This is a genomic window from Psychrobacillus sp. NPDC096623 (assembly GCF_044762655.1).
GTDB lineage: Bacteria > Bacillota > Bacilli > Bacillales_A > Planococcaceae > Psychrobacillus.
The window spans coordinates 166,281-191,717 of sequence record NZ_JBIWER010000004.1 but is presented as its reverse complement, the minus strand read 5'-3'; the positions used below and the strand labels follow the sequence as shown (position 1 = coordinate 191,717).

Annotated in this window: 23 protein-coding genes and 1 pseudogene; 13 read left to right on the top strand and 11 right to left on the bottom strand. The window is 36.6% G+C overall.

Annotation, left to right across the window (positions count from 1 at the left end; translation table 11 throughout):
- Positions 1-30: 30 nt before the first annotated feature.
- From ACIQX2_RS13050 to ACIQX2_RS13020, 7 genes and pseudogenes are all read left to right on the top strand, one after another.
- Complete coding sequence (locus ACIQX2_RS13050; protein WP_402851030.1) at positions 31-483, top strand: GNAT family N-acetyltransferase; 453 nt, start codon at positions 31-33, stop codon at positions 481-483.
- A 136-nt stretch (positions 484-619) separates the two neighbouring features.
- Positions 620-2,206 (top strand): DUF2339 domain-containing protein, encoded by a 1,587-nt coding sequence (locus tag ACIQX2_RS13045; RefSeq protein WP_402851028.1) that lies wholly within the window; start codon positions 620-622, stop codon positions 2,204-2,206.
- A 23-nt stretch (positions 2,207-2,229) separates the two neighbouring features.
- Positions 2,230-2,658, top strand: a complete 429-nt coding sequence (locus ACIQX2_RS13040) for a DUF1801 domain-containing protein (protein WP_402851025.1) — start codon at positions 2,230-2,232, stop codon at positions 2,656-2,658.
- 100 nt (positions 2,659-2,758) lie between these two features.
- Positions 2,759-3,478, top strand: a complete 720-nt coding sequence (locus tag ACIQX2_RS13035) for a YebC/PmpR family DNA-binding transcriptional regulator (RefSeq protein WP_340777454.1) — start codon at positions 2,759-2,761, stop codon at positions 3,476-3,478.
- Between the two features lie 113 nt (positions 3,479-3,591).
- Positions 3,592-4,047, top strand: coding sequence for a hypothetical protein (locus tag ACIQX2_RS13030; protein WP_402851020.1), 456 nt, complete (start codon positions 3,592-3,594; stop codon positions 4,045-4,047).
- A pseudogene (locus ACIQX2_RS13025) lies at positions 4,044-4,417 on the top strand (DUF5412 domain-containing protein). Before ACIQX2_RS13030 ends, ACIQX2_RS13025 begins: the two are co-directional and overlap by 4 nt.
- 12 nt (positions 4,418-4,429) lie before the next feature.
- On the top strand, positions 4,430-4,843 hold the full coding sequence (locus ACIQX2_RS13020) for a hypothetical protein (RefSeq protein WP_402851017.1): 414 nt from the start codon (positions 4,430-4,432) through the stop codon (positions 4,841-4,843).
- Between the two features lie 39 nt (positions 4,844-4,882).
- On the opposite strand, the gene ACIQX2_RS13015 is transcribed toward ACIQX2_RS13020, so the two are convergent.
- Positions 4,883-5,302, bottom strand: coding sequence for a DUF4395 domain-containing protein (locus ACIQX2_RS13015; protein WP_402851014.1), 420 nt, complete (start codon positions 5,300-5,302; stop codon positions 4,883-4,885).
- Between the two features lie 178 nt (positions 5,303-5,480).
- Entirely contained in the window at positions 5,481-7,136 is a 1,656-nt protein-coding gene (abc-f, locus tag ACIQX2_RS13010; RefSeq protein WP_402851011.1) for a ribosomal protection-like ABC-F family protein, read from the bottom strand.
- Positions 7,137-7,574: 438 nt separating this feature from the next.
- Here abc-f and dapD point away from each other — a divergent pair, with 438 nt between their 5' ends.
- Together dapD and ACIQX2_RS13000 are read left to right on the top strand one after the other, a co-directional pair.
- The gene (dapD, locus tag ACIQX2_RS13005) at positions 7,575-8,288 is read left to right on the top strand and encodes a 2,3,4,5-tetrahydropyridine-2,6-dicarboxylate N-acetyltransferase (protein ID WP_402851008.1); all 714 of its coding nucleotides are present in this window, start codon (positions 7,575-7,577) and stop codon (positions 8,286-8,288) included.
- Between the two features lie 11 nt (positions 8,289-8,299).
- The gene (locus tag ACIQX2_RS13000) at positions 8,300-9,424 is read left to right on the top strand and encodes an N-acetyldiaminopimelate deacetylase (protein ID WP_402851005.1); all 1,125 of its coding nucleotides are present in this window, start codon (positions 8,300-8,302) and stop codon (positions 9,422-9,424) included.
- A gap of 178 nt (positions 9,425-9,602) precedes the next feature.
- Here ACIQX2_RS13000 and asnB read toward each other — a convergent pair whose 3' ends face one another.
- The 3 genes from asnB to ACIQX2_RS12985 all read right to left on the bottom strand — a co-directional run bounded on the left by asnB (position 9,603) and on the right by ACIQX2_RS12985 (position 13,682).
- Positions 9,603-11,447 (bottom strand): asparagine synthase (glutamine-hydrolyzing), encoded by a 1,845-nt coding sequence (asnB, locus tag ACIQX2_RS12995; RefSeq protein WP_402851001.1) that lies wholly within the window; start codon positions 11,445-11,447, stop codon positions 9,603-9,605.
- Positions 11,448-11,554: 107 nt separating this feature from the next.
- Complete coding sequence (locus ACIQX2_RS12990; protein ID WP_402850999.1) at positions 11,555-12,790, bottom strand: ABC transporter permease; 1,236 nt, start codon at positions 12,788-12,790, stop codon at positions 11,555-11,557.
- Positions 12,783-13,682 carry an ABC transporter ATP-binding protein gene (locus tag ACIQX2_RS12985; RefSeq protein WP_402850996.1) on the bottom strand — a complete coding sequence of 300 codons (900 nt, stop codon included), beginning with the start codon at positions 13,680-13,682 and terminating at the stop codon, positions 12,783-12,785. Before ACIQX2_RS12985 ends, ACIQX2_RS12990 begins: the two co-directional genes overlap by 8 nt.
- Positions 13,683-13,812: 130 nt before the next feature.
- On the opposite strand from ACIQX2_RS12985, the gene ACIQX2_RS12980 reads away from it, so the two are divergent.
- A complete protein-coding gene (locus ACIQX2_RS12980; protein WP_402850994.1) occupies positions 13,813-14,700 on the top strand; it encodes a stalk domain-containing protein in 888 nt (295 codons plus the stop codon).
- Positions 14,701-14,782: 82 nt separating this feature from the next.
- On the opposite strand, the gene ACIQX2_RS12975 is transcribed toward ACIQX2_RS12980, so the two are convergent.
- Together ACIQX2_RS12975 and aroD are read right to left on the bottom strand one after the other, a co-directional pair.
- Positions 14,783-15,697, bottom strand: a complete 915-nt coding sequence (locus tag ACIQX2_RS12975) for a DNA-3-methyladenine glycosylase family protein (RefSeq protein ID WP_402850991.1) — start codon at positions 15,695-15,697, stop codon at positions 14,783-14,785.
- Positions 15,698-15,920: 223 nt separating this feature from the next.
- Positions 15,921-16,673 (bottom strand): type I 3-dehydroquinate dehydratase, encoded by a 753-nt coding sequence (gene aroD, locus ACIQX2_RS12970; protein WP_402850988.1) that lies wholly within the window; start codon positions 16,671-16,673, stop codon positions 15,921-15,923.
- Between the two features lie 66 nt (positions 16,674-16,739).
- Between aroD and ACIQX2_RS12965 the strand changes: the two genes are divergently transcribed.
- Positions 16,740-17,591: a GNAT family N-acetyltransferase gene (locus ACIQX2_RS12965; RefSeq protein ID WP_402850985.1), complete on the top strand. Its 852-nt coding sequence runs from the start codon at positions 16,740-16,742 to the stop codon at positions 17,589-17,591.
- A gap of 67 nt (positions 17,592-17,658) precedes the next feature.
- A complete protein-coding gene (locus ACIQX2_RS12960) occupies positions 17,659-18,678 on the top strand; it encodes an STAS domain-containing protein (protein ID WP_402850983.1) in 1,020 nt (339 codons plus the stop codon).
- Between the two features lie 76 nt (positions 18,679-18,754).
- Here the strand turns inward: ACIQX2_RS12960 and ACIQX2_RS12955 are convergent, their stop codons facing one another.
- Positions 18,755-19,327, bottom strand: a complete 573-nt coding sequence (locus tag ACIQX2_RS12955) for a hypothetical protein (RefSeq protein WP_402850980.1) — start codon at positions 19,325-19,327, stop codon at positions 18,755-18,757.
- Positions 19,328-19,615: 288 nt separating this feature from the next.
- The gene (locus tag ACIQX2_RS12950; RefSeq protein ID WP_402850977.1) at positions 19,616-20,464 is read right to left on the bottom strand and encodes a TetR/AcrR family transcriptional regulator; all 849 of its coding nucleotides are present in this window, start codon (positions 20,462-20,464) and stop codon (positions 19,616-19,618) included.
- Between the two features lie 99 nt (positions 20,465-20,563).
- Between ACIQX2_RS12950 and ACIQX2_RS12945 the strand changes: the two genes are divergently transcribed.
- Complete coding sequence (locus ACIQX2_RS12945) at positions 20,564-23,653, top strand: efflux RND transporter permease subunit (protein ID WP_402850975.1); 3,090 nt, start codon at positions 20,564-20,566, stop codon at positions 23,651-23,653.
- A gap of 390 nt (positions 23,654-24,043) precedes the next feature.
- On the opposite strand, the gene ACIQX2_RS12940 is transcribed toward ACIQX2_RS12945, so the two are convergent.
- Both ACIQX2_RS12940 and ACIQX2_RS12935 read right to left on the bottom strand, forming a co-directional pair.
- Positions 24,044-25,090, bottom strand: coding sequence for a DUF4097 family beta strand repeat-containing protein (locus ACIQX2_RS12940; protein ID WP_402850972.1), 1,047 nt, complete (start codon positions 25,088-25,090; stop codon positions 24,044-24,046).
- Positions 25,083-25,406: a PadR family transcriptional regulator gene (locus ACIQX2_RS12935; RefSeq protein WP_402850969.1), complete on the bottom strand. Its 324-nt coding sequence runs from the start codon at positions 25,404-25,406 to the stop codon at positions 25,083-25,085. The genes ACIQX2_RS12940 and ACIQX2_RS12935 overlap by 8 nt, the downstream gene beginning before the upstream one ends.
- Positions 25,407-25,437 lie beyond the last annotated feature (31 nt).

Genomic DNA, 25,437 nt, shown 5'->3' with positions numbered 1-25,437 from the left:
GATGAAGATGATATAAAAAGGGGTGCTAAAATGGAAATTTTGAATATCCAAAAACGATCTGATTTGTTTGAGGAATCAGTGAAAGTATTTTGGGAGCAATGGGGAAATGAAACGAACTATGACTTTTACAAAGACTGTATGAGACATTCAAGTACGGAAAAGGATGCTATACCAAGATTTTATATTGCTGTAGAGGACAATGAAATTATTGGTACATATGCATTACTTAGAAATGATATTAATAGCAGACAAGATTTATTTCCATGGTTAGCTTGCTTATATGTGAAACCGACGTATAGGGGAAGGTCGATTGGTAAAATTCTTTTAGAACACGGGCTGAACGTGACTGCAAAGCTAGGGTATAAAAAGCTATATTTATCTAGTGATTTAGAAGGGTACTATGAAAACTATGGTTGGGTGAATTCAGCTGTTACTTACGGTCCCTTTGGAGGCTCAATTAAGGTTTATGAAAAAATGACATAACCATTTAAACGAAATGAGGAGCTATCTAAATGATAGCTCTTCATTTCGTTTATAATCAATTATCAATGCAGTTAAAGGATATTTTCAATATTTGTCTAATAGTATGAGTAGAACATATTGAAAAAGGAGGGCTAGAATGGAAAAAGATGAACTTCTTGAAAAGCGAATAATGCAGTTAGAAAAAAGGGTTCGATTTTTAGAAGAGCAAATACATACTAAACCAAATATCTCTCAGCCAGAGCGACCTATCATACAGCAGCAAGAAGAAGTGAAACAACCTGTTGAATGGGACGTACTTATCTTCCAGAAAATACTACCTCCCTTATTTATTGTCGTATTTATAATAGGAATAATTTGGGGATTCAAAGCAGTGTCGGATTACGGATTTTTACAACCAATCGTAAAAGTAATAATTGGTTATGTCGTTGGTTTTGCATTAATCGCATTAGGTATTTGGCAGGTTAAAGTAAGTCGAAAGAATTTAGGGCATATGCTTCTTGGCGGGTCTATACCTATTTTAATGTTGACCACTTTTGCAATGCATCAGCTGTATAATATATCTGGACCAACAGTAGCTTTTATTTCCAATCTTATTTGGATTACCTTAGGAGTATTTCTAACGTATAAGTACCGCTCACAAGGTATTGGTATTGTTGCTATAGTTGGGGGCGTATTTGTTCCATTTCTAATAAAAAGTACGTCACCAAATATTCCATTGTTCTCTTTTTACGAGACGGTACTTTTTACAGTATTTCTATGGATTGCCCTAAAATATTCATACAAGGCTTTATATTATATTTCGATCATTTTTTTGCAGGTGGCATTAATAGCTTTTTTTGTTTTCACAAATGTACCTGAGGTATATAAATGGATCGCAATGGTTCCTATATTCGTTCAACATATTACATTATTTGTGAGTCTTTTGAAGACGAAGCAGTTTCTAAAGGAACAAGCATATACGCTATTTTCAGTAATGCTATTATCTATTTTATGGATTCGTGTAATATTCACGGATAATGAAGCGACAGTTCTAATGACAATTATTACGATCGTCTATGGAATTTGTTATTATGTATATCAAAAAGATCCCATACGTGCACCAATTTTTATTGCGAGTGGATCCGTTGCATTGCTAAATATAATGCAGCTCCAAATAGACAATTTACTATTTGAAGGAATAATAGGATTGAGCTTTATATACTACTTCGTATATAAAAAATTCAAACATACTTTACACCTAGTTCTTATGAGTATTAGTTATTTCATGGCTGTCTACTATGTGCTACCTATTTCGATTACGAGTTGGTTATCATGGGAGATGCTACACTGGACGGTATTTTTAATAGGTACAGTGTATGGAGTCTATTTGCTAACAAGGATATTTAAAGATAAATCATTTTTAAATATTGGTGTATCTTTTGTTGCGATTATGATTCTCTACTACTTGCATATGATTGCTACTTTAGTTTCAGGGGATATTGGTAGCAATATGGAGCGAGTCATCACTAGTTCATTATGGATTATCGTGGCTATACTATTTATGGTATTAAGTCGTTTTTCTTTGCCACAAGGTAAGTACGTCGGTGTTAGTATTCTGTTTGTGACGTTAGCAAAAATCATTTTGTTCGATATTTCATTTGTATCTGTAGCTGTTAAGGCATCATTATTTATAGTTCTAGGAGTGGTTGGACTACTCGTTTCACGGGCTTATTATAAAAAGTAGTTATCGAAAGGGGCTAAGAAAAATTGGCTAAATACGAAGCGAAGACAAAAGAGACAGATGTGGATGTTATAGAATTTATCGAGGCTGTTGATAGTCCAAAGAAACGGGAGGATGCACACAGGCTATTAGAAATTTTTGAGCAGACCTCCGGTTATGAAGCTAAAATGTGGGGGCCAAGCATTATTGGGTTTGGTAGTTATCATTATAAATACGCTTCTGGTCATGAGGGGGATGCCCCTTTAGTAGGTTTTTCACCGAGAAAAGCAAAAATCAGTTTGTATTTTGCAACAGGTGATACAACGCGAGAAGAGACGCTCAAACGCTTTGGAAAATATACGACGGGAAAATCATGCGTGTATATAAACAAAGTCGATGATATAGAAGTAGATGTTCTAAAGGAAATGATTACCCAATCTATAGCATTTCTACAAGAATTATATCCGAATCAATAGCATGTTACTGGAAGTTAATGTATTTATTTTGCTAGTTTATATGGGTTTCATGTATAATATTACAGTATAAAATTTAGCTTTGCGAAAGAGAGTGGGACTTATGGGTCGTAAGTGGAATAATATTAAAGAAAAGAAAGCTTCCAAAGACGCTAATACTAGTCGTATTTATGCGAAATTTGGTCGTGAAATATATGTTGCTGCAAGACAAGGTGAGCCTGATCCTACTTCTAACCAAGCATTAAAAGTAGTACTGGAACGTGCAAAAACATACAGTGTGCCTAAGCATATTATTGATAAAGCGATTGAAAAAGCAAAAGGTGGATCCGAAGAAAGCTTTGATGAGCTTCGTTACGAAGGGTTTGGACCAAGCGGTTCTATGGTCATCGTTGATGCACTAACAAACAACGTAAACCGTACTGCATCCGATGTACGTGCTGCATTTGGTAAAAATGGCGGTAATATGGGTGTTAGTGGTTCGGTTGCTTATATGTTTGATGCAACTGCAGTTATTGGTTTAGAAGGTAAAACTGCTGATGATGTATTAGAAATATTGATGGAGGCCGACGTTGACGCACGCGACATTTTAGAAGAGGAAGATGCAGTAATCGTCTATGCAGAGCCAGATCAATTCCATGCTGTACAGGAAGCGTTAAGAGCAGCTGGAGTCACTGACTTTACAGTAGCAGAGCTAACAATGCTTGCTCAAAACGATATTGCATTAGATGCAGACGCTCAAGCACAATTTGAGAAAATGATCGATGCAATTGAAGATTTAGAAGATGTTCAACAAGTTTATCATAATGTAGATTTAGGGGAATAAAGACTAGGCTGTTTCAAAGTAGTTTTCTACTTTGGAATAGCCTTTTTTTTCTTAATACAGATAGTGGAACTGAAAGGGAAATGAAACGTCCACTCCTCTAAGGGGGTTATTATTTGAATAATAAAAACACTTATCGATTTGGTGTTGGCTTTATATTATTTCTATCTATTCTATTTCCAAGTAAACCATTAGCAGATTGGGCATATGCATTTGTCGTATGGGATGACTACCTATATGTAATCACGACTGAACAGGTCGATGAGGTGGACAAAAAAATTGGTCATGTAACGAAGTATTCGGACAGAGAAGGAAACTACTCTGGTAATTTCTCAAATGCCTATCCGAAAGGAACTAAGTATTATTCCATCCAAGGGATAAGCACGGATGAAGCGATTGCTATACAGGAGGATGATGGAACATTTATTAAGGCGACGAGAGATGGGGAGTACGCTGGCAATAAATATGGTATAAGCAATCTAGGTTCTCCATTTTTTGTTGGAGCAATTATTCTGGGGATCCTTATTATAATGATTGGAAGAAATTATTATTGGAAAAAGAGCGAAGAATGAAAAGAAATCTAAAAATAATTCTCCTTGTAGTAAGCATACCGATTACTTTGATTGTAGTTCTACTGTGGATTTTCATGTATACATTTTTCGTTAGTATGGAAAATATTCCAAAGGGAGAATTTCTTACGAAGGAATCATCACCGGATAAGAGGTATACGTTAAAAGCTTATGTTACAAATGGAGGAGCCACAACTTCCTATGCAATTCGTGGCGAACTTGTCTTTAACGAGAAGAATGGAAAGACCAAAATATATATTGGAATTATAGAGAGTATACCGCAGAAATTTCTTGGGTAGACGATGATACAGTAATGATCAATAAGCATACTTTAAATGTGCCTAAGGAAAAATATGATTTTAGATTTCAGTAGGGGAGTGAATTGATGAAAAAAGTAATTTGTCTATTCATGATGCTGGGCATCGTATTGTTAGTAGGTTGTACTGAAAATGAAACAATAGAAAAACTGACGAGAGTAGATGTTTTTAAGGTAACTGTAGATGGTAATTATGCAGATGAAATAATTATCGCTGATCTGAATACAGTTGAAAAGTTAAGCCAAGCATTCGAACAGATTGAATGGGAAAGAAATGTAGTGCCACAAATGGCGAGAAAAGAGGATGTAAAAGCAGTCCTTTTTCTAGAGGATGACGTTAATATGCCTGAACGGTTAGTGGAGTATTATATTTGGTTTGAAGTTAACGGTACTTCTACGATTATTGAAGGCGATTCCTATGGGAGATTAGACGAAGAAGGAACAAGTAAATTAAAAAGTATCTTCGAATTTGAAGACAAATAAACAGCCTTTCCTGTTTGATGGGAAGGCTGTTTTTTCTAATTATACTGCTGAATTTTTTCTGCGATAGTTCCATTGTTGAAATTGGAATCGGACGAAGCAGCCGATGCAAAACCCAGCTATTGCGATGGATGCAGCCAGACCGACCATGATAGTTGCGATATTGAATAATAACAACCAGCTTAGGAAAAAGCTAATGCTAGCCACGAGCAAAAATCCAACTGCCAACCACTGATTAAATCTAAGTTGTGCATAGTCTTCTTGTATATATTGATTGGCAGGTTTAGATAAAAACCTTTTAGCCACAATTAGTATTGGGTGAAAACCTATTAATAAACTCGATAAATTTGCGGCTAACGGGATAAGCAAGATCCACGCAGATTGCGTTAGAAGTGCAATGATAACTGATAAAACAATAGACCATTGATTGATCATTACGAGAGGTTTCGGAATTGTTTTCACTTTAAAACCTACTTTTCTTATTGGATTTACTTTATTATATGTCCATTTCAGCCGAAAGTAAATAAAAGAACACATATCCTGACATATTTCCCGGGAAATCGGCACAACATGATTTGAAACGACAATCTTAGAAATCTACACATTAAAAGCAGTTCTTGGGGAAGAGCTGCTTTCGAAATTATTTCTTTTTTAATTCATTTATTTTCTTCGTTAGTTCATTAAATTGTATATCTAGCTTGCTATATCTAGGGTCATTACTCTTTAAAAAACTAAGTTCTCCGAGCACGGCCTGCCGTTCTGTTTCTAGTGTTAAGAGTTCTTTTTCAAGTAACGATTCAATGTTTTTATGCAACCATTCGCTATAGTTCATTTCCATTTTTCGGATCGATTTATTTTCAAAAATAAGCAATTTGTTCGTTAGCTTTTCTAGGAAATACCGATCATGTGTTACGAGTAAAATGGTGCCTGGAAAAGTAGATAGTGTTTTTTCTAATTGCTCACGTGAAGGAAGATCTAAATGGTTCGTCGGTTCATCTAACAGTAATACGTCCTTTTGGTCGAGCATGAACTCCATTAGCTTCAGCTTTACTCGTTCTCCCATGCTCATTGTTGATATAGGTCGTGACCAGTGTTCTTTGGAAAAACCTAAATTCGTCATGAGTGTTTGGATAAGTCCTCTCATCTCAAAATCAGTTGGTCCAAAAAAATCAAATGGCGTTTGTTCTTCAGGTAAGTCAAAAACAGTTTGACGTAAATAGCCAATATTCATAGATTCTGATTTCCAAAGGTCTCCTTGGAAGCTTTCTTCTTCTAATAGCATACGGAAAAAGGTCGATTTTCCACTACCGTTAGAACCTAATAATCCCACACGTTCCTTCGCCTGAATAGTGAAGGAAGCGTTCTGTAAGAGTGTTCTTTTACCGAACTCTTTTCTCAGATTTTTTGCTTCTATGACACGTTTACCCTTTTTCTTGTTTCCTTCTATGGAAAACGACACATCTTTTTCTTCGTCTGGTTTATCTACAGTATTTTTGGTAAGTTCCAGTTCTAGTCGTTTCTTTTTAGAGCGTATCTGGACGTCCATTTTTTTCGCTTTTACCCGGTAATACTCTTTGTTGAATTCATGATTGGTCGAGTCTGCATGGGCTTTAGAGGACCAGTTTTTCAACTCAGTAATTTGTTTCTCGACCTGCTGTATTTTTGATTGTTGGGCGTCATATAGCCTTTGTTGTGTTAGGATTTTCTCGGCTTTTTTATCTCTATAAGTCGAATAATTTCCTGCGTATATCGTCAATTTTTTATTTTCAACTTCCCAGATATAATCAGCTACCTCATCTAAGAAGTAACGGTCATGTGAAACTAAAAGGATTGTGCCATTGTAGGAGAGAATTTGTTTCTTTAAGAAGGCTAAGCTTTCTTGATCTAAATGATTAGTAGGTTCATCTAGCAATAAAACCTGAGAGTTCTCCGCAAATACACGAGACAGTCTTCTTTTCATCTTTTCCCCGCCACTTAGGTGGGAATATTCTCTTCCTTCTGGCACCGTCCATTTACTGAAGTAGGCCCATTCATCATGCTCATACTCTGTTTGACTAAAGTGCTCATCTTCCTGTTGAAAGTAACTTATTGAAGGGGGATTCCCAATCCACTCCACCTTCCCACTAGCAGGAAATGCTTTATTAGAAAGAACGGAGAGCAACGAAGATTTACCTTCGCCGTTTCCACCAACAATTCCAATAACTACATTTGAAGGGATATCAGCTTTTATATTTTGTAATACCTCATTCTCTCCAAATATGACGCTTATATCATTTAGTTTTCCTAATAATGTCATACAAACAACTCCTTTTGGAGGGATAAAAAAAATCCCTCCGAATAATACGGAAGGATGTTGCTGACCATGAAAAATATACGAAAAAACGCTACACATTCATTAGTGTAGAGAAAATCATTCGTATCGTTCTGAAAAATGGGCAGACTAATCCTATTTCCGTTTGCGCTTAAAATATTATGTTCTGCACGAAGCAGCAAATATTATGCGAGAAATAAGATTATATAATCATTGTCCACCCATCGTCCCTTCATGTTTGTTACTTGGATTGTAACATATTTTATATTTAATTGTCTCAGAGTATGAAAGGAAACGATAATGTAGATTGGAAGTTATTCGAAAATATGAATTTTCAAATTTATTTTTGATAATTGCATTTAAATTCGTGATTTTTAATAAAAATTCCTGTAGAATAGACACATATTTGAGGAGGTAGGGAAAATGAAACAACTAGATGCACATGAAATTATTTCATATATTCAACACGCAAAGAAATCAACACAGGTGAAAGTATACATAAAAGGAAATGAGATAGATCAGCTCTCCTTCGGGGAAAATACAAAGGTGTTTGGTGAAGGTAATTCCCTAGTATTATTTGGAGAATGGTCTGAAATTGAAACCGTTATAAATGAAAATAAAAATCAAATTGAAGATGTAGTAGTAGAAAATGAAAGTCGTAACTCTGCTATTCCACTATTAGATTTGAAGGGGATAAATGCTCGAATCGAGCCAGGCGCAGTTATTCGGGATCAGGTTAGTATTGGAGATAATAGCGTTATTATGATGGGTGCACTTATTAATATTGGTGCTGTTATTGGAGAAGGTACGATGATCGATATGGGTGCGGTTCTTGGGGGACGTGCAACCGTAGGGAAAAACTGTCATATTGGTGCTGGTGCAGTGCTAGCGGGAGTAATTGAGCCACCTTCTGCAACTCCAGTTATTATTGAAGATGATGTATTAATAGGAGCAAATGTTGTAGTTCTTGAAGGCTGTAAAGTTGGTAAAGGTTCGGTTGTAGCTGCTGGTGCAATTGTTACTAAGGACATCCCACCAAATTCGGTAGCAGTTGGAGCACCTGCTAAAGTGATCAAAGAAATTGATGATCAAACAAGATCGAAAACGGAAATCATGCAAGAATTGCGTCAGTTATAAGTTGGTGGATGATGAAAACCTTACAAGATATTCGGAGAGATTTACATCGCATACCTGAATTAGGTTTTGAAGAAGTAAAAACACAAAGCTATTTATTGGAACAGATCCGTGCACTTCCACAGGATAGACTGTCCATTACTATTTGGAAAACAGGTATTGTTGTGAAAATAGCGGGAACCGAGCCGGCACAAACAATTGGCTGGCGAACGGATATAGATGGTCTTCCGATAACAGAGGTAACAGGACTTCCATTCGAATCCAGCCATCCCGGGAAAATGCATGCTTGTGGTCATGATGTGCATATGACAGTGGCATTGGGTTTACTAAGAAAACTAGTAGAAAACCCTGTAAAAGATCATGTAGTTATTCTATTTCAACCAGCAGAGGAAAGTCCAGGTGGTGCACTTCCTATGCGAGAATGGTTGAAAAAAGAGCAACCGGCATTGATGCCCGATAAAATATTTGCTTTCCATATAGCACCAGAATACTCTGTTGGAACTGTGGCTACTCGTCCAGGTTTACTATTTGCCAATACTTCTGAATTGTTTATTGACGTAGTTGGCAGGGAAGGGCATGCGGCATTTCCTCATCAAGCTCGAGATATGTCTGTCGCAGCCGCTACTCTATTATTACAACTGCAAACAATTGTAAGCCGTTCTGTTAATCCGATGGATCCCGCAGTCCTTACTATTGGAAAGTTTACCTCAGGAACCGTGCAAAATATCATTTCTGGTCATGCACGGTTAGAGGGCACTATTCGTACAATGGATGCAGAAACGATGACAATTATTAAAGAAAGAATCGAGTCGTTCTGTCGAGCAGCAGAAATTGCTTTTGAGTGTACCATTCATATAGACTACGGTTCATCTTATTATCAGGTGAAAAATGATGCTTTTCTTGCGGATGAATTTTTGGCATTTGCAGAACGAGACCCAGCAACTAACGCGATTTTATGTGATGCGGCTATGACTGGCGAAGATTTTGGTTATTTTCTACAAGAAATACCAGGGTTGCTGTTTTGGGCTGGTGTTAACTCAGCGTATGGACTGCATCATCCAATGCTAAGTCCTGATGAAGCGGTCATAGACTATCTAGTGCCATTTATAGATGCTTATTTTCGTGAAATTTCAAGCTAATACAAAGGGTTTACTCTGTCTGGAGCAGAGTAAACCCTTTTTTTATTGTTTACTATCTCTGTAGTGGCAATTATTCGCGGTCATCTAGCTTACTTGCTCTCGCTAATTGAATACTTGCTCTAGGGAATGATTTACTCTCGAAACGTGATTTTATCCAATTTCTGTTTGATTAATACCTTCAATCCACCAGTTGTACTTGATAATCCTTAAACCAAATATGCATCTGTACCAAATAGGCCAGAAGCTGTGGACCAGACATTAACTGACCAAACCATGGTACTTTAAATGCTTCTCCATTTGAATCGACTAAATCTGCCAACCGCTGCTTTTGAAAGAGTTCATGAAGAATGGAGCTTTTATCTTGCAATTGCTCTTTTAACATAGTACTCACAATACCCGTATAAACAGGATTATGCGTTTTTGGATATGGACTTTTTTTGCGATAAAGTACATCAAATGGCAGACTGCCTTCAAATGCCTTTCGTAGAATACCTTTTTCCTGATTACCAACCATTTTGTATTCCCAAGGAATATTCCATGCATATTCTACTAGCCGATGATCGGCAAATGGGACGCGTACCTCTAGACTAGCCCCCATACTCATCCGATCTTTTCTAACTAAAAGAGTTGTCATAAACCACGTCATATTCATATAAAATAGCTCACGTCTTTTTGCTTCTATAGTTGTTTCTCCTTCTAATAGCGGAGTTTCAGATAAAGTTGTTTTATATGCATTTTGAACGTATTCTTCTACTTGTAATTTACCTTGCCAACTATCGTTCAATAATTGAAAACGTTCCTTGCTAGATCGTATCCAAGGAAATCCTTTTTCCGAATTTCCTACCTGGTGGAACCAAGGATAGCCACCAAATATTTCGTCTGCACATTCTCCAGATAGGCCGACCGTAAAGTCTTGCTTTATTTCTCTGCAAAACCATAGTAAAGAAGAATCGATATCTGCCATTCCGGGAAGGTCTCTCACGTGAACAGCTTCTCTTAAATGTTCTGCCAGTTTTTGCTGGCTAATAATGGAGAAATGATGTTTCGTATCGAGATGGTTTGTCACCTTTTGAATCCAAGGGAGGTCGTTTGAAGGCTGAAAGGTGTTTCCTTGGAAATGCTGGTCATTGTCTTGATAGTCAATGGAGTATGTGTGCAGTGGGGATATAGAATCCTGTGAATAGGATTTGGCAGCAATGGATGTAATAATACTAGAATCCAAACCACCAGAAAGGAAAGTGCAAAGAGGTACGTCTGATACAAGCTGCCTTTCTACAGCATCGGTTACTAGGAATCGAACTTTTTCAATTGTCTCGTCTAAAGAATCTGTATGCTCCTTGCTTTCTACATTCCAATAACGCCAAGTCCGGAGCCCGTTCCGAGTTAAGCTTAATGCATGGGCTGGGCGTAATTCTTTTATGTCCTTGTATACACCCGAACCAGGGGTATACGATGGACCTAATCCAATAATCTCAGCAAGGCCATTTCTATTGAGGATTGGTGAAATAGAAGGGTGTGCAAAAAGCGATTTTTGCTCAGAACCAAAAAGGAATCCCCCATTTTTTTCGGTATAAAAAAGTGGTTTAACTCCTAGACGATCTCGTGCAATAAAAACTTTTTGTTCCAACTGATCCCAAATAGCAAATGCAAATATACCGTTTAAATAGTTAACGCATTTTTCCTTCCATTCGATATAGGAGGTCAATAAAACCTCGGTATCTGAATGACCAGAGAAAGTATGCCCACGTTTCAATAATTCTTTTCGGAGATCCTCCGTATTATATAGTTCTCCATTATACGTTAGTGTATATTCATTTGATTGATAATTTTTGGTCATTGGTTGCTTTCCACCAACAGGATCTACTACTGTGAGTCGACGATGTCCAAACACGGCGTGCGGAGAACTCCAAATATTATCGTCATCTGGACCCCGTTTCTTTAAGGTTCCTGTCATTTTTACAACTGCTGACAATTCGTTTCTCAAATCCTTTTGAAAATGAATCCAACCAGTAATTCCACACATACATGCATCCCTTCTTTCATCCATTATTTTATGCAAGAGGTCAAGAATTGTATAAAAAAACAATCGCAAAGATACCTTCGCAATTGTTTTGATGTAATGAAGTTAAGTTAAGTGGTAACCTTTAGCACGGTTTTGATTTTTTGGATTATTCCTCCGCTACTATAAGTTAATACACTTCGTTTATAGAAGGATAAGCTTAATAGGAACAGAAGAATCACAGTGCCAATTAATATAGACATGGAAAGAATTGGTTCGAATGAAGAAATATCCGTTGCCCCAATTCGAAGTGGCATGACCATACCAGATGTGAAAGGGATGTAAGAGAATACTTTAATGAGCATCGTGTCTGGGCTTGCCATCCCGGATATTAGGACGTAGAATCCGATAACTCCAACCATCATCGCTGGCATCATAGCCTGACTCGATTCTTCCACCTTAGAGACTAAAGAACCTAATAGTGCACCTAGTATTAAATATAAAATAATTGTTATCAATAAAAATGCTACAGAGTATCCGATAAATGAGTAGGATAATTCGTTGACCAGTTCTTGCACTACCTCCCATTTGGATCCTCCGTCAATCAGTGCAAATAACAAACCTTGAACGACTAATAATGTTGCAATTTGAGTTAATGCTAAAAGAAATGTCCCCGTTAATTTTGCCATAAAGTGTGTAGCTGGTTTAACGCTTGCAAGTAAAACTTCTAAAACACGTGAACCTTTTTCAGAAGCAACGTCTGTTGTAATCATCGATAAAAATGTCATAACAAATGAATAAATTAAAAATCCTACTAAAAATGAAGCGCCTATTCCTGCAGCCTTTTCATCCTCACTTTTACCAGAGGTAGATTCATCAAGGCTTTTCATCGTGATGTTAGTTTCCGATTGAAGGATTTTGTTAGCTTCCTCTGCAGTTAAATTCAGCTGCTGCACTTCATAAATTTTCCCCGCGTATTGTAAAGTGGCAGAAAGGCTTTGCTGATCATTAAACGTCAGTGGTTCGAAGGTGGCAATTTCTGCAGTAAGTGAATTATCTTGATCCTCAACGAAAATTACAGCCGAAAATTCGCCGTTTATCACTTGTTCTTCTACCTTTTCTACATCGTCTGTAGGGAAGGTAAATTGGATATCACTAGTCGATTCGAACAAAGCTTCGATTTCCACATCTGTCTCGTTGATCAAAGCAATTTTTAGAGCATCTTCCTGGAAAAACGCTTCTTTAATATCGGACCAGAACATAACACCACTAATGACAGCAACATATAATACGATAGAAAATATAAATGATTTCGCTTTAACTTTTTGAACATAAAGCTGCTTCACTAATAACCAAAACTTAGACATGTGTAGCACCTACCTTATCCTTGAAAATTTCATCTAATGATAAATAATCCAAACTAAATTTCTCTATATACTTTCCACTAGATACATAGTCAAAGATTGATTGTGCATACGATTCATCCTCAAGTGTTAATGTGTAATGGTCTCTACCAACTTGAATATTCCTTACACCGTGTAATCCAGCTAAAACATCCTTAGGTACATCTGTACGAATAGCTAGTTTTGTTTTTCCGTATTGTTTCTTTAAATCAAGTAACCTACCTGAAAACAAAGATACTCCACGTTTTAAAAGGCATAAATGGTCACAAAGCTCTTCCACATTATCCATCTGATGACTAGAAAACAAAATGGTAGTTCCTTTATGCTTCAAGTCTAGAATAGCTTGTTTTAGTAAATCCATATTTACAGGATCCAATCCGCTAAATGGCTCGTCTAATATAAGGAACTCTGGTTCATGTATAAAGCTTGCGATTAATTGAACCTTTTGTTGGTTTCCTTTGGATAAGGTCTCTGCTTTTGCTTTTCGTTTATCCTCTAATTCAAAACGATTAATCCAATAATCTACCTCTTTCTTTAAGTCTTTTCTATGCTTACCTCTAAGCTCTCCAAAGAAGTATAATTGGTCCTCTACTGTCATGGCAGGGAAGATGCCGCGCTCTTCAGGTAAATAACCTAGAATATCCCGATTAATTGAATTTATAGGCTGCCCATTCCATGTAATACTTCCTTTTGTTGTTTCCTGTAAGTCTAAAATCATGCGGAATGTCGTTGTTTTACCTGCACCATTTTGCCCGATCAAGCCAAAGATTTCTCCTTTTTCTATTGTAAAGGACAAACCATTAACAGCAACGAAGTCTTGATATTTCTTAGTTACTTGATTAATTGATAACGTCATATTCAAACTCCTATCTATTTTTCTCTTTTCATCTTATACGAATCAATAGTAAGAATGTTTCACTTAAATTGTAACGTTTTTGTAAATAAGCCCGTCATATGTATAGAGAACCCAAAAAAGGAGCGATTTGATGAAGAAAATTTGTGGAGCTATCGTAATGGTTTTAACGGTAGGGCTTATATGGAGCCATGGAGTGAATGCACAAGGTGGGGATGCAAAAGTAGAAGCGACTAATTTTGTAAAAGCATCTGGAGTTATAACAGATGTAGAAACAAAAAAGGATACTGTCACATTAACGGTAGAAACAATTAGCAATGAGCCGCAGATAACTTTTTTTAACGTAACGGAGGAATCGCTAGTATTCAATAGTGGATCCACGAAAAAGATGGAGAAATCAGCATTCCAAAAAGGACAGCAAATAGAAGCTTACTATGACAAAAATAAACCGATGATTCTGATATATCCAGCGCAAATATCTCCGGAATTAGTGATTGTACATGATGAAAAAAAATTCGGTTCCGTTAAAGTAGGGAAATTCGATGAAGAACTACGTAGTTTAGATAATGAATTGAATTTGAAAGTGAATAATAATACTATCCTAGAAAATACTGCAGGAGAAAAGATAGAACTTCAAGATTTAAGTGGAAAAGAGCTTATTGTATTCTATACGATGGCAACAAAAAGCATTCCAGCCCAAACAATTCCAACGAAGGTTGTTGCTTTAAACTATATTTCACCCGAATTGAAACAAATTATTACTAATGATTATTTTATACAAAATGGGATAAAGATGATTCCGCTTCGTAAAGTAGCTGAACAACTAGGGTATGAAGTGAAAAGTTATTCTACCTCTACTCAAAAGAAAGTAACCCTTACAAAAGGGAACAGTTCTATCCAAATAATTCGTGATATGAAAGTCTACAGCTACAATAAAAGTTTACAATTATTTTTAGAACAACCGGTGTTAAAAGATAAGAAAACATATGTATCTGAAGAAATCTTAGAAATATTAAAATAAGCATAAACCCATCCTTTTTGAATGGAGAAGGATGGGTTATTTTAGATTGAGAGTAAGGTAAGTTATGGGTTATTTATAACCCTCAGTAAAGCAATCTCCATAAGTAAAAGGTTGCATATGCTTCCCAACCTATCCAGTTTTGAGTTAGCAGCATAATTTCGCTTCTCGTAGGCTTGGTTGGCGAACCATTTGCCTGTTTAATAGCATTATGTAGTCCTACATCATCTATAGGAAATGCGGAAGGAAATCTTAAACAACGCATTAATACGTAATTAGCGGTCCATGGTCCTATCCCACGGATTTGAGTAAGAATCTTTTCTGCTTTTTTTACATCATTTGTTTCAAGGAGCATTTGCTTTGTCAGGACATCCTTATGGATTAAGTTCGCCACTTCAATTAAATACTCACACTTTTTTACGGTCATTTTTAACTCACTTAAATCCTGTACGGTCAGGTTCGCAATAACATAGGATGTTGGAAATAACCAATAGTCATGACCTTCAAAATGAATGGAACGACCGAAAGTTTCCACTAAACGACGCTTTAATGTATAAGCATAAGTTAAATTGATCTGCTGACCGAGTATCCCCCAGACCATTGCTTCGAACAAATCGGGAATGCCCATAATGCGTAGTCCTTCAAATTTTTTTATCGCGTGTGACAATAAAGGGTCACCGGACGCTAATTTATAAAATTCCCTCAAATCCACTTTTAGATCAAACCACTCTATTATATAGGCCACGACCTCTTCGCGACTGCTATTATTTTCTGGACGTGTATGATTTAAAAATTCAATTGTTAGAATTTGCTCTTCGCATTCGCTGATCTCTATTAATGGAGTGCAGGTTTCAAGTGATACTACTTTTCGGATTTTATTGTCCTGAATAAGAAACAAGCATTCGTTGGTTGATCTGGAAAGATAATGAAGATTCTTAGAAAAGCTAAATCCAGATGGAGTATGTAATAGTATTTTGTCCTCTATTTCTTCCCAATACAAATTTGGCTCACCTCTTTTATTTTTCAATTAGAGTATATTCTACAAGTTGGAGGAGGGTAACGGATAGACAAACGCCTAAGATTATCGATAAAAAAGGATGCTGACTGGTTGTGACGTCTGACCAGCATCCCCAAATATTCACTCGGTAATAATATAGCAACACATGTGTCCAAAGCCTTTCGAAGACGATAGAAATAGGCTAGACCTTGAAGGACCCGGTTTTTTATTTTGTATGTAGTAATTCTAAAATATGTTTAAGGTCATTTGCTGGAATCTGACCAGGAGCAGAGGCCTCTACACCAGCACCGAATGTTGCGGAAGAGCCGAAAACCTCACCGGCTAATCGACTGATTGCTCCGGTAGAAGCCATAGACATGGTGATCATCGGGCGGTCTGCATATAATGACTGCATTGTACAAGTTGCATCTAGCAGTGTCAGGACATCTGCTGGATTGTTCGGCATTACGGCAATTTTAGTTATATGTGCATCTAGCTCCTGCATTCTTTTAAGTCTCCACATGATTTCTTCCTTGGCTGGAGTCTTTTCGAAGTCATGGTTAGACATGATGATAGTAACATCTTCTTCTTTTGCAGCTTCCATAATTTCTGTCACCTTAGGCGAGAATAACTCCACATCTAGCAAATCTATTTCTTTCGTTTTCATCATTTCTACTAGAAGGACCTCGTAGTATGAGTCTTCTATTGTTTTATTGCCACCTTCACGATGTGTTCTAAAAGTGAACAGAAGTGGGATAGGGTATAGTTCTTCTCGAATGACAGCAAGTGTTTGTTTTACTTTAGTTATATCTTCAATATCATCAAGTAAATCTGCACGCCATTCAACAATATCCAAATTTATTTGTTTAATTGTTTTTATTTCCAAAAGGAGCTCATCTAGAGTTCTTCCCATTAGCGGAACAATGACTTTTGGTGCACCTTTTCCTATATGGATATCTCTGATTGAAACAACTTTCATAAAAGTATCCCCTCCGGCAGTGTTTTAGGTTATATTAACATACAAAGAGAAATGGAGGTCATTTATATGAATTTTCAGCATTATGAAAATGTAAACAAATTTGCAAGTAGAGTTACACCCTTTTTGGAGAAAAACCAAGATAAATTCAGCTTATTTCTAGGTGTTCTAGAAAGTATAAAAGCCGGGGTATACGAAAATCCGTACATGGCTACTATTGAAGAAAACGGTCAATTATTAGCAATTTTTCAAATGACACCTCCACATCCTTTAAATATTATCTTTGTTGATGAAAATCAAATATCTACTTGCACTAACATATGCATAAACGAATTAATCACTCATGCTGTACCAGTAGAATCAATAATCAGTGTGAAGGAGTGGGCTGTTCTATTTGCACACAAGTGGCAAGAAAAAACAGATGGAAGCTACTCTTTATTGATGGATCAAGGGCTATATCGACTAGACAGGGTAGAGGAATCACTAGAAATGAGCTCAGGCATGTGGCGCTATGGAACGGCAAATGATGCACTGCTTATAGAGAAATGGTACGCACAATTTGAGCGGGATGCTGGCCTATCCGCATCAGCTCCAGAAGAAATAAAAAAACGTGTAAAATCTATGTTAGAGCGACAGGAAGTCTTCCTCTGGGAAGACCATGGAGAAGTTGTATCCATGATGAAAAAGGCTAGACCAACTGCAAATGGGGTTACAGTTTCTCTTGTTTTTACTCCCGCAGAAAAACGAAGAAAAGGCTATGGTCGAACTATGGTTGCTGCAGTAAGTAAAGAGTTATTGAAGGAATTTCAGTTTTGTGTGCTATATACAGACATGCTCAATCCAACATCCAATAAAATCTATCAGGAAATAGGCTATCAGAAGCTTGTAGATTCCGTTCATTTAAAATTAGAAACAATATAAGTAGTGTCCTTTCGCTGTTAGAGTAGTAGACTAAGTATAAGACTTTAACATGAAAGGGGATTATACATTGGACAAGCAAGCCGGGATTGATATAGGTGGCATTCAGTTTAATTGGGATTTAGAAAAAGGAGAATTTCTCTTTGAACAACAGGATGCTGTTCTTTTTTGGGTTACCTCTGCGATGAAATCCTTCTTTGATACTATAGAAGAGATTTCGGGTAATGAGGCATCAGCTTTAGTTTTTGAGGCTACCGGATTTCGTCAAGGCATATTAGTCGGAGAGTATTTTCAGGAGATGAAAAATGTTAGTGTCCAAGAAGCAGTTGATCTAATAACGAATACATATGCCTCTGCTGGCTGGGGATTAGCAAAAATAGAAAACCTCAATGTCGAAGAAAAGACTTTCACAGCTAAATTTAAAAATAGTTGGGAATATAAAATAAATATAGCGCAGGAAAAATCAAAGGGTGGAAAGTATATGCCAGCGCACTATGCTGGTATATTCTCAGGACTTCTGGATGAAAAGATTTGGTACGAGGTAGTAAAAGATCAATTGCAGGGCGAGGAATTTACTGAAGTAAAATACTTCCCATCTACAATTACAGTAAAAAGTAATATTCGTCAGCTTGCTCGAAAAACAGAAATGAATGAAATTCTTCATCTAGAAGCAGTAGTGGAAGATAAAGTAAGAGACTTAACTGAATTAGTGAAAGAACTCTCCTCACCAATTATCCCAGTTTTGGATGCGATAGTCGTAGTGCCATTGATCGGTAAGTATGACGAAGATCGTTCAGAGGCATTATTGGAGAAAACACTAACTAATTTACCTTCATACAGAGCGAATTATTTAGTACTTGATTTAACAGGACTTAATGAAGATATTAGTCTGCATACAGCGAGCTTTATCGAAAGAATTGGCTCGGCCTCTTCCTTAATAGGGATTAAGACTGTACTTGTAGGAATTTCACCACAGCTAGGTATTATTATTGCTCAGTCAAACGTTTCGTTATCCCAATTCGACTGCTTTCAGACATTGCAGCATGGCATTCACTATGCATTAGGGCAAATGGGCAGAAAAATAATTTAATAAGATTCAATACTTAAGAGGCTAGGAGAAGGATAGGGCATAGTCGCCCACTCCATCTCCTTCTAGAGTTTCTCTATTAACTTTCTTCTTTTTTCTTATCCTCTATTTCTTCCATAGTTTCTTGGTATTCTTCTTCAATATCGGTTGTATTGTATATAAAAGGTTCGTGGTTGTAATCGGTCCGTTTTCCGTATCTAAGCATTTCATAAATAATCATGCCGTTATTTGGCATACCATTTACCGTTCTCATCGGAATAATATCAAACAAAACATAATAAAACCCGTAAAATACAAAGCGATCCCAAAACGTTTTATGTTCTTCTAAAAGACCGTTTGCTAATAATGCATTTAATAGTAAAGCCACTGAAAGATTCATAAGGATTGGGCCTGCGTAAATACATATATATGCTAGCTTACTTTCCCTTCTTAAAGCATCATAAGAAAACCAGCTAAATATATGGTAATATTTCCTGACATCAATTATCCAGAACTTGAAAACTCGTGGTCCTGATCCAATAGTCAATCTTGCATTCTTCACGCCAAAAATTTCACTTACTATCAAGTAACCAGTTTCTCGCAGAAATGAAACAATAGGTAGAATGATAAAAGCTGAAATTACCAAAGATAGTAAATCCGAAAATCCAAACATTTTATCGCTACTCTCTAATAAAAGTGATGTTGAGTATAAAATACCCGATTCGAGTAAAAACGAACCTTGAAATAATCTCCAACTAGCAATTACTTCTTTGAAATTTATTAAAACTGTAGTGTTTTAATCTCGAATGCTACGAAGTTCAGGCTTCATAAACATACAAAGCCCCTGTAAAATTTACACAATAGATAAACTTTTACAAGGGCTTTCACTATAGTTTTTTTCAAATCGATGACTTCGATACGACCTTTCCCGTACTTCAGTTGAAACAGTAACTCTCTATTCTTATTTTTCCCCATTATATTCAAGTGCAAAATAATTCCGAAGTAAATAGGCAATCCATTTGCAATTAGGGTAGCCTTGAATATTTTTTAAAAGACCTTCTACGAGAACAGTACTTAGAGAGGGCTCTAGCAAGTGTCGTTTTAACAAGCTAAGCGATTCTTGTTCAAGTAGCTCTTCTGCTTCGCTTAAACTTTGCTCTAAAATTTCGAGCAGTTGATCTTTTGTTACTTCTTCGTGAGACAACCGCTTAAGTTGGAATATTTCCTCGGTGACAAAGGGAATTGTAATCTGTGTAGCAAGTAAGTTTGTTTTTTCTACTAATGATTGTGCGAGTTGTTCTAAATTTACCGGGACATTATTGAATAATATCAATTCCGAATAAATACTAATGAAACCTTTAATACAATAGACTAAATCATATTTCGTGTTTTCAATCTTTTCCCCAAATAACCCTTCCATCATAGTGAGAATAGTTTTTTCTAGTAACCGATCATAATGGTGAAATTTACTAACAAGTTCCTTATTAAATGATTGGGACTGTTCTTTCATTAAAATTTTAGCGAAATTAGAGTGCTTTTGAGAGGATTTGAACATTGTAAAGTAAAATTCATATAGTGTGTAATCATCGTTTTGTGTGTTTGTGACCTGATAGTCAGTGTCTGAAATCATTTGACTCATAAATTGATCTATTAATGCTATTATCAATTCATCTTTAGACTTGAATGACAAATAGAATGCACCTTTAGAAATGCCACAGTGCTCTGTAATTTGTTGAACAGAAGTTAGTTCAAATCCTTGTTGTGCAAAAAGTTCTAATGCTTTTTCCATGATTAACTGTTTTTTACCCATTTAAAACTATCGCTCCTAGTTCATATTGTTGACAACTGACTAATTAGTCATTATTATAAGTAATTGAGAAATAAAAGTCAATTAGGGGTAGGTGTAAGAGTGAAAGGTTTAGTCAATTTTGTTCTTCATAATAAATTAGCGGTATGGTTACTTACTATTATTATTACTGTGTCCGGGATTTATTCGGGAACACGCATGAACATGGAAACAATACCTGATATTTCTATTCCGTATTTAATGGTAATGGATGTATATCCAGGTGCAACACCTGAACAAGTTATGGAAGAAGTATCTATGCCGTTAGAGAAAGCAGTTGAAAATCTAGCAGGGGTCAAATCTGTTTATTCAAATTCCAATTCGAATATGGCGAGCATTCAAGTGGAATATGAATATGGTGAAGATATGGCAGAAGCAAATCGTGCATTAAAATCTGCTTTAGAGGGTGTAAAATTACCTGAGGGAGCACAAGAGCCGATTGTCACTGCTATTAGTATGAATATGATGCCAGTTGTGGCGTTAAGTGTAAGTAGTACGACAGAAGATATTGTAGAGTTAACATCTACGGTTTCAGAACTTTTAGTTCCTAAAATCGAGAAAATCGATGGTGTAGCTTCTGCAACTATTGCAGGACAGCACATTGAGGAAGTCAATCTTACGTATAACGAAGAAAAAATGGCTGAACTTGGCTTAAAAACTGATGACGTAAAACAAATGATTCAAGCAAGTGATCTAGCAGTATCATTGGGTCTTTATGAATTTGAAGAAGGCGAAGAAGCTGTTTCTGTAGACGGCAAGTTCATGACTTCAGACGAGTTAAAGGAAATGTTAATTCCAGTTACACCATCTGCAACGAATCCATCTCCATTTGTGAAACTTAGTGAAATTGCTACTATTGAAGAAGTTGGTAGAGTTCAATCTGTGTCACGTACAAATGGGGAAGACGCTATTTCTATTCAAATTGTTAAAGCCCAACAGGCTAATACAGTGGATGTAGTGAATAGTGTGAAAGAGCTCATTAAAGAAGAGCAGAAAAATATCGATGGTCTTGTAATTGATGTATCGCTTGACCAGGGTGAACCAATTGAAGAATCAGTAAACACCATGATTGAAAAAGCCCTATTTGGTGGTTTGATCGCCGTTTTAATCATATTACTGTTCTTACGAGATTTTAAATCAACGATAATTTCAATTGTATCGATTCCAGTGTCTATTTTTATGGCGTTACTATTATTGAACTGGATGGATATTACGTTGAATATTATGACCCTTGGAGCTATTACAGTTGCCATAGGGCGGGTAATAGATGACTCCATTGTAGTAGTGGAAAATATTTATCGTCGTCTTCATTTAAAAGACGAAAAATTATCAGGTCGTGCGCTTGTACGTGAAGCAACAATTGAAATGTTCAAGCCAATTCTATCCTCTACACTAGTTACGGTTGCTGTATTTGCACCATTATTATTTGTGGGTGGTATGGTCGGAGAATTGTTTATGCCATTCGCATTAACAATGACATTTGCACTTGGAGCATCATTGATCGTGGCGATTACAATTGTTCCGGCATTGTCCCATTTCCTATTTAAAAATAAGTTATATGGTGAAAAGAAAGAAAGTAATCATAAAGAAGCTGGTAAACTAGCTAATGGTTATAAACGTATTTTGGAATGGACGCTTAATCATAAAATAATTACTTCTATCGTTTCTATTGTTTTATTGGTTGGTAGTTTAGCTTTAACTCCGTTAATCGGCTTCAGCTTTTTAGGTAGTGAAGAAGAAAAAGTTATGTATTTAACGTATACACCAGAAGCTGGTGAGTTAAAAGACGATACGTTAGCTAATGTTGCTAAAGTAGAAGAAGAGTTATTAAAACGTAAAGATATTGATATTCTTCAATTATCCGTAACGGATAGTGATAGCGTAGATCCGTCTGCTGCAATGATGGGGGGCGGAGCAGGTGGTGCATTAATGTACCTTATCTTCGATCCAGAGATGGAAGACTTCCCGGCAGCGCGTGAAGAAGTGGAAGAGTACGTATTTAATATCGGGCAAACAGGCGAGTGGAAGACCCAAAACTTCTCCGCTATGTCGATGTCTTCAAATGAAGTTAGTTATACATTCTACAGTGAAGATTTAGATAAACTAAATGATGCTGTAAAAATGGTAGAAGATGTAATGAATGACAATGATGGCTTGGAAGACGTTTCTTCAAGTACAGAAGATGCTTTCGTCGAATATACATTCAAAGTAGAACAAGATGAATTACTTCAGTATGGTTTAACAACAGGTCAGATAGTAATGATGCTGAACCCAATGACTACAAAGGATGTATTGACGACAATTGAAAAGGATGGCAATACGTTAGATGTGATTGTTCAGCAAGAAAAAGCGGAACAACCGAAGTCTGTAGATGATATTTTAGCAACGGAAGTTCCTACAGCATTAGGTACGACAATGCCTCTTTCTGAGCTGGTAACAGTGGAAGAAGGAACGACACTAAATACTCTTGCACGCAGTAAAGGGGAGTACTATGCAACTGTTTCTGGAACAATCCTTGGAGACGACATTTCAGTTGCAACATCTGAAGTAGATAAAGCCATTGATAAATTAGACTTACCTAAAGGGGTTACAGTTGGTGTGGCGGGTGTAGCAGCTGATATGACCGAAACATTTACACAGCTTGGAATAGCAATGCTTGCGGCTATCGCAATCGTTTACTTTATCTTAGTTGTAACATTCCGTGAGGGTGTAGCACCATTTGCTATACTTTTCTCCTTACCATTCGCAGTAATTGGTTCGTTCGTTGGTTTACTAATAGCAGGAGAGACCATTTCTGTCTCGGTTATGATGGGGATGCTCATGTTAATCGGTATCGTCGTAACGAATGCGATTGTACTTGTGGATCGAATTATTCATATGGAACGTGATGGCATGACTATGCGTGAAGCGATTTTAGAAGCAGGAGCAACTCGTCTCCGTCCAATATTAATGACAGCAATCGCAACGATTGGTGCATTAATACCGTTAGCTGTTGGTTCAGGTGGCGGTGGTTTAATCTCGAAAGGTCTTGGTATTACCGTAATCGGTGGTTTAACAAGTTCTACATTATTAACGCTAATAGTTGTACCAATCGTTTATGAGATATTATCAAAAATATTTAAGAAAAACCGTAGAGAAATAGAAGAAAACTAACAAGAAAAGCGTAAGCGCCTGTGTAAGCCCCGACAAGCGCTGGAAGAATTGCAATAAAGGCGTACTTTGCCTTTATTCGCAAGCGCGGTCTGGACAAAGTGATAACGCTTCAAGACGTTTCAAGTCTTGGAGCGTTTTTTTATATGATATTGTACTAAAAAGAAAGGAGAACCAATGGAATGCAATAGAAATTGTCGTTAGTTGTAATTTGGTGCAGTTTAGTTGGAATAATGAAGGGTATAGTTGGAATTTTGGTTAGTTTAGTTGGAAAAATGATCAGCTTAGTTAGAATAGTTAAAAATTCCCTGTAAGTTTGCAGATTCCATGCACTTCAATCAAAAAAGAAGAGAAAATGACGTCGATCACGATTCTCTTCTTTTCACATTCAGTTTAAAAAACGGTTGTTTTGCTTTTCTGTTCAACTATAATTTTACCATTATCCGAAGAAAGACGGACTTTGTTTGTGCCGTTACCGAATACAGTGCGTGAATTTTTTTCGCCGAACACACTTATTTTGCCGAAATCCACTTTTGTATGAATGGATACATCCGTTGGAGTATTTTCTGTTTCAACTAATATGCTTCCGTTATCTGTTTCCAAATCAATCATGCGATCCAAGCTAGTCGTTAATAGCTCGATTCGGCCGTTATCTGTTTTTCCGATAATACTCCCGTTCACGTGCTGCATAATAATTCTTCCGTTATCTGTCTCCGTGTGAACCTGCTCGGCATCGATATGTCGAAGCTCAATTCTCCCATTATCGGTTTCAGCAGTAAGCTTATCAGCTTGGATTTTCTCCATTTCAATACGTCCATTATCCGTTTTTGCTTCTAGAATGGTTGCAGCAAATTCTTTTAATCCAATACTCCCGTTATCTGATGTTGCCTTAATATTCTTCCCGAGTATTTTTTCTGCTCGAATTCGTCCATTATCGGTTTTCATATTTACGGTTGAATACAACTTTTTAGGTAGAGAAACGTTTACTCTTAGTTCTTTTATTAAGAACATGAAACTAAAAAATTTAAACTTTTTGGTTTTTAATCGAACGGATAATGTATCATTTATGACGTCTGCCGTTAGTTCTAGCTTTTCGTTTTCTCCGATTAACTCTATAGTAGTTGCGTCTGTTTCTGAAGAGATAACATGTAAAGAGCCGTAGTCAATATCCATCATTATATTCGAAAAATTCGCATGAGGGATTTTAATGACTCTATTCGTAGAGGTACTTTTTTCTGGAATTTGAACCTGGTTTTCGGAAAGTTCCTTAGCAATTTCTTTCGGTGATCCCAAGGAAGCTGCAATTTCACTATCCGATTTCCCATCCTCTCGCCCATTTGAGAAATACTCTTTAATGTCCGAAAGAATATCATTTTTCTCCTCAGCTGGAAGTCTTGTTAAAGCAAGCTCTAGTTCATTTAAAAATTGTTGTTCAGTCATTTTTTACACCCTCCTCTATAAGATTGTTGACACCAGTTGTGAAGCTTCCCCATTCCTTTAGCTGTTCATGTAAGTAAGAGCGACCTAAATCAGTTAGCTTATAGTATTTACGAGGGGGTCCTTCTGTGGACTCCTGTAAATAGGTAGTGAAATAGCCTTCTTTCGTCAATCGTCTTAATAATGGATAAACCGAACCTTCTGAAATTGATATCTGGTCAGATATTTTTTGGACAAGCTCATAACCGTATCGATCTTGTTTATCCAGTAAAACAAGCACACATAAATTTAATACTCCTTTTTTAAATTGAATATTCATTTTTAACTCCTCCTTTCACTACTAATCATTG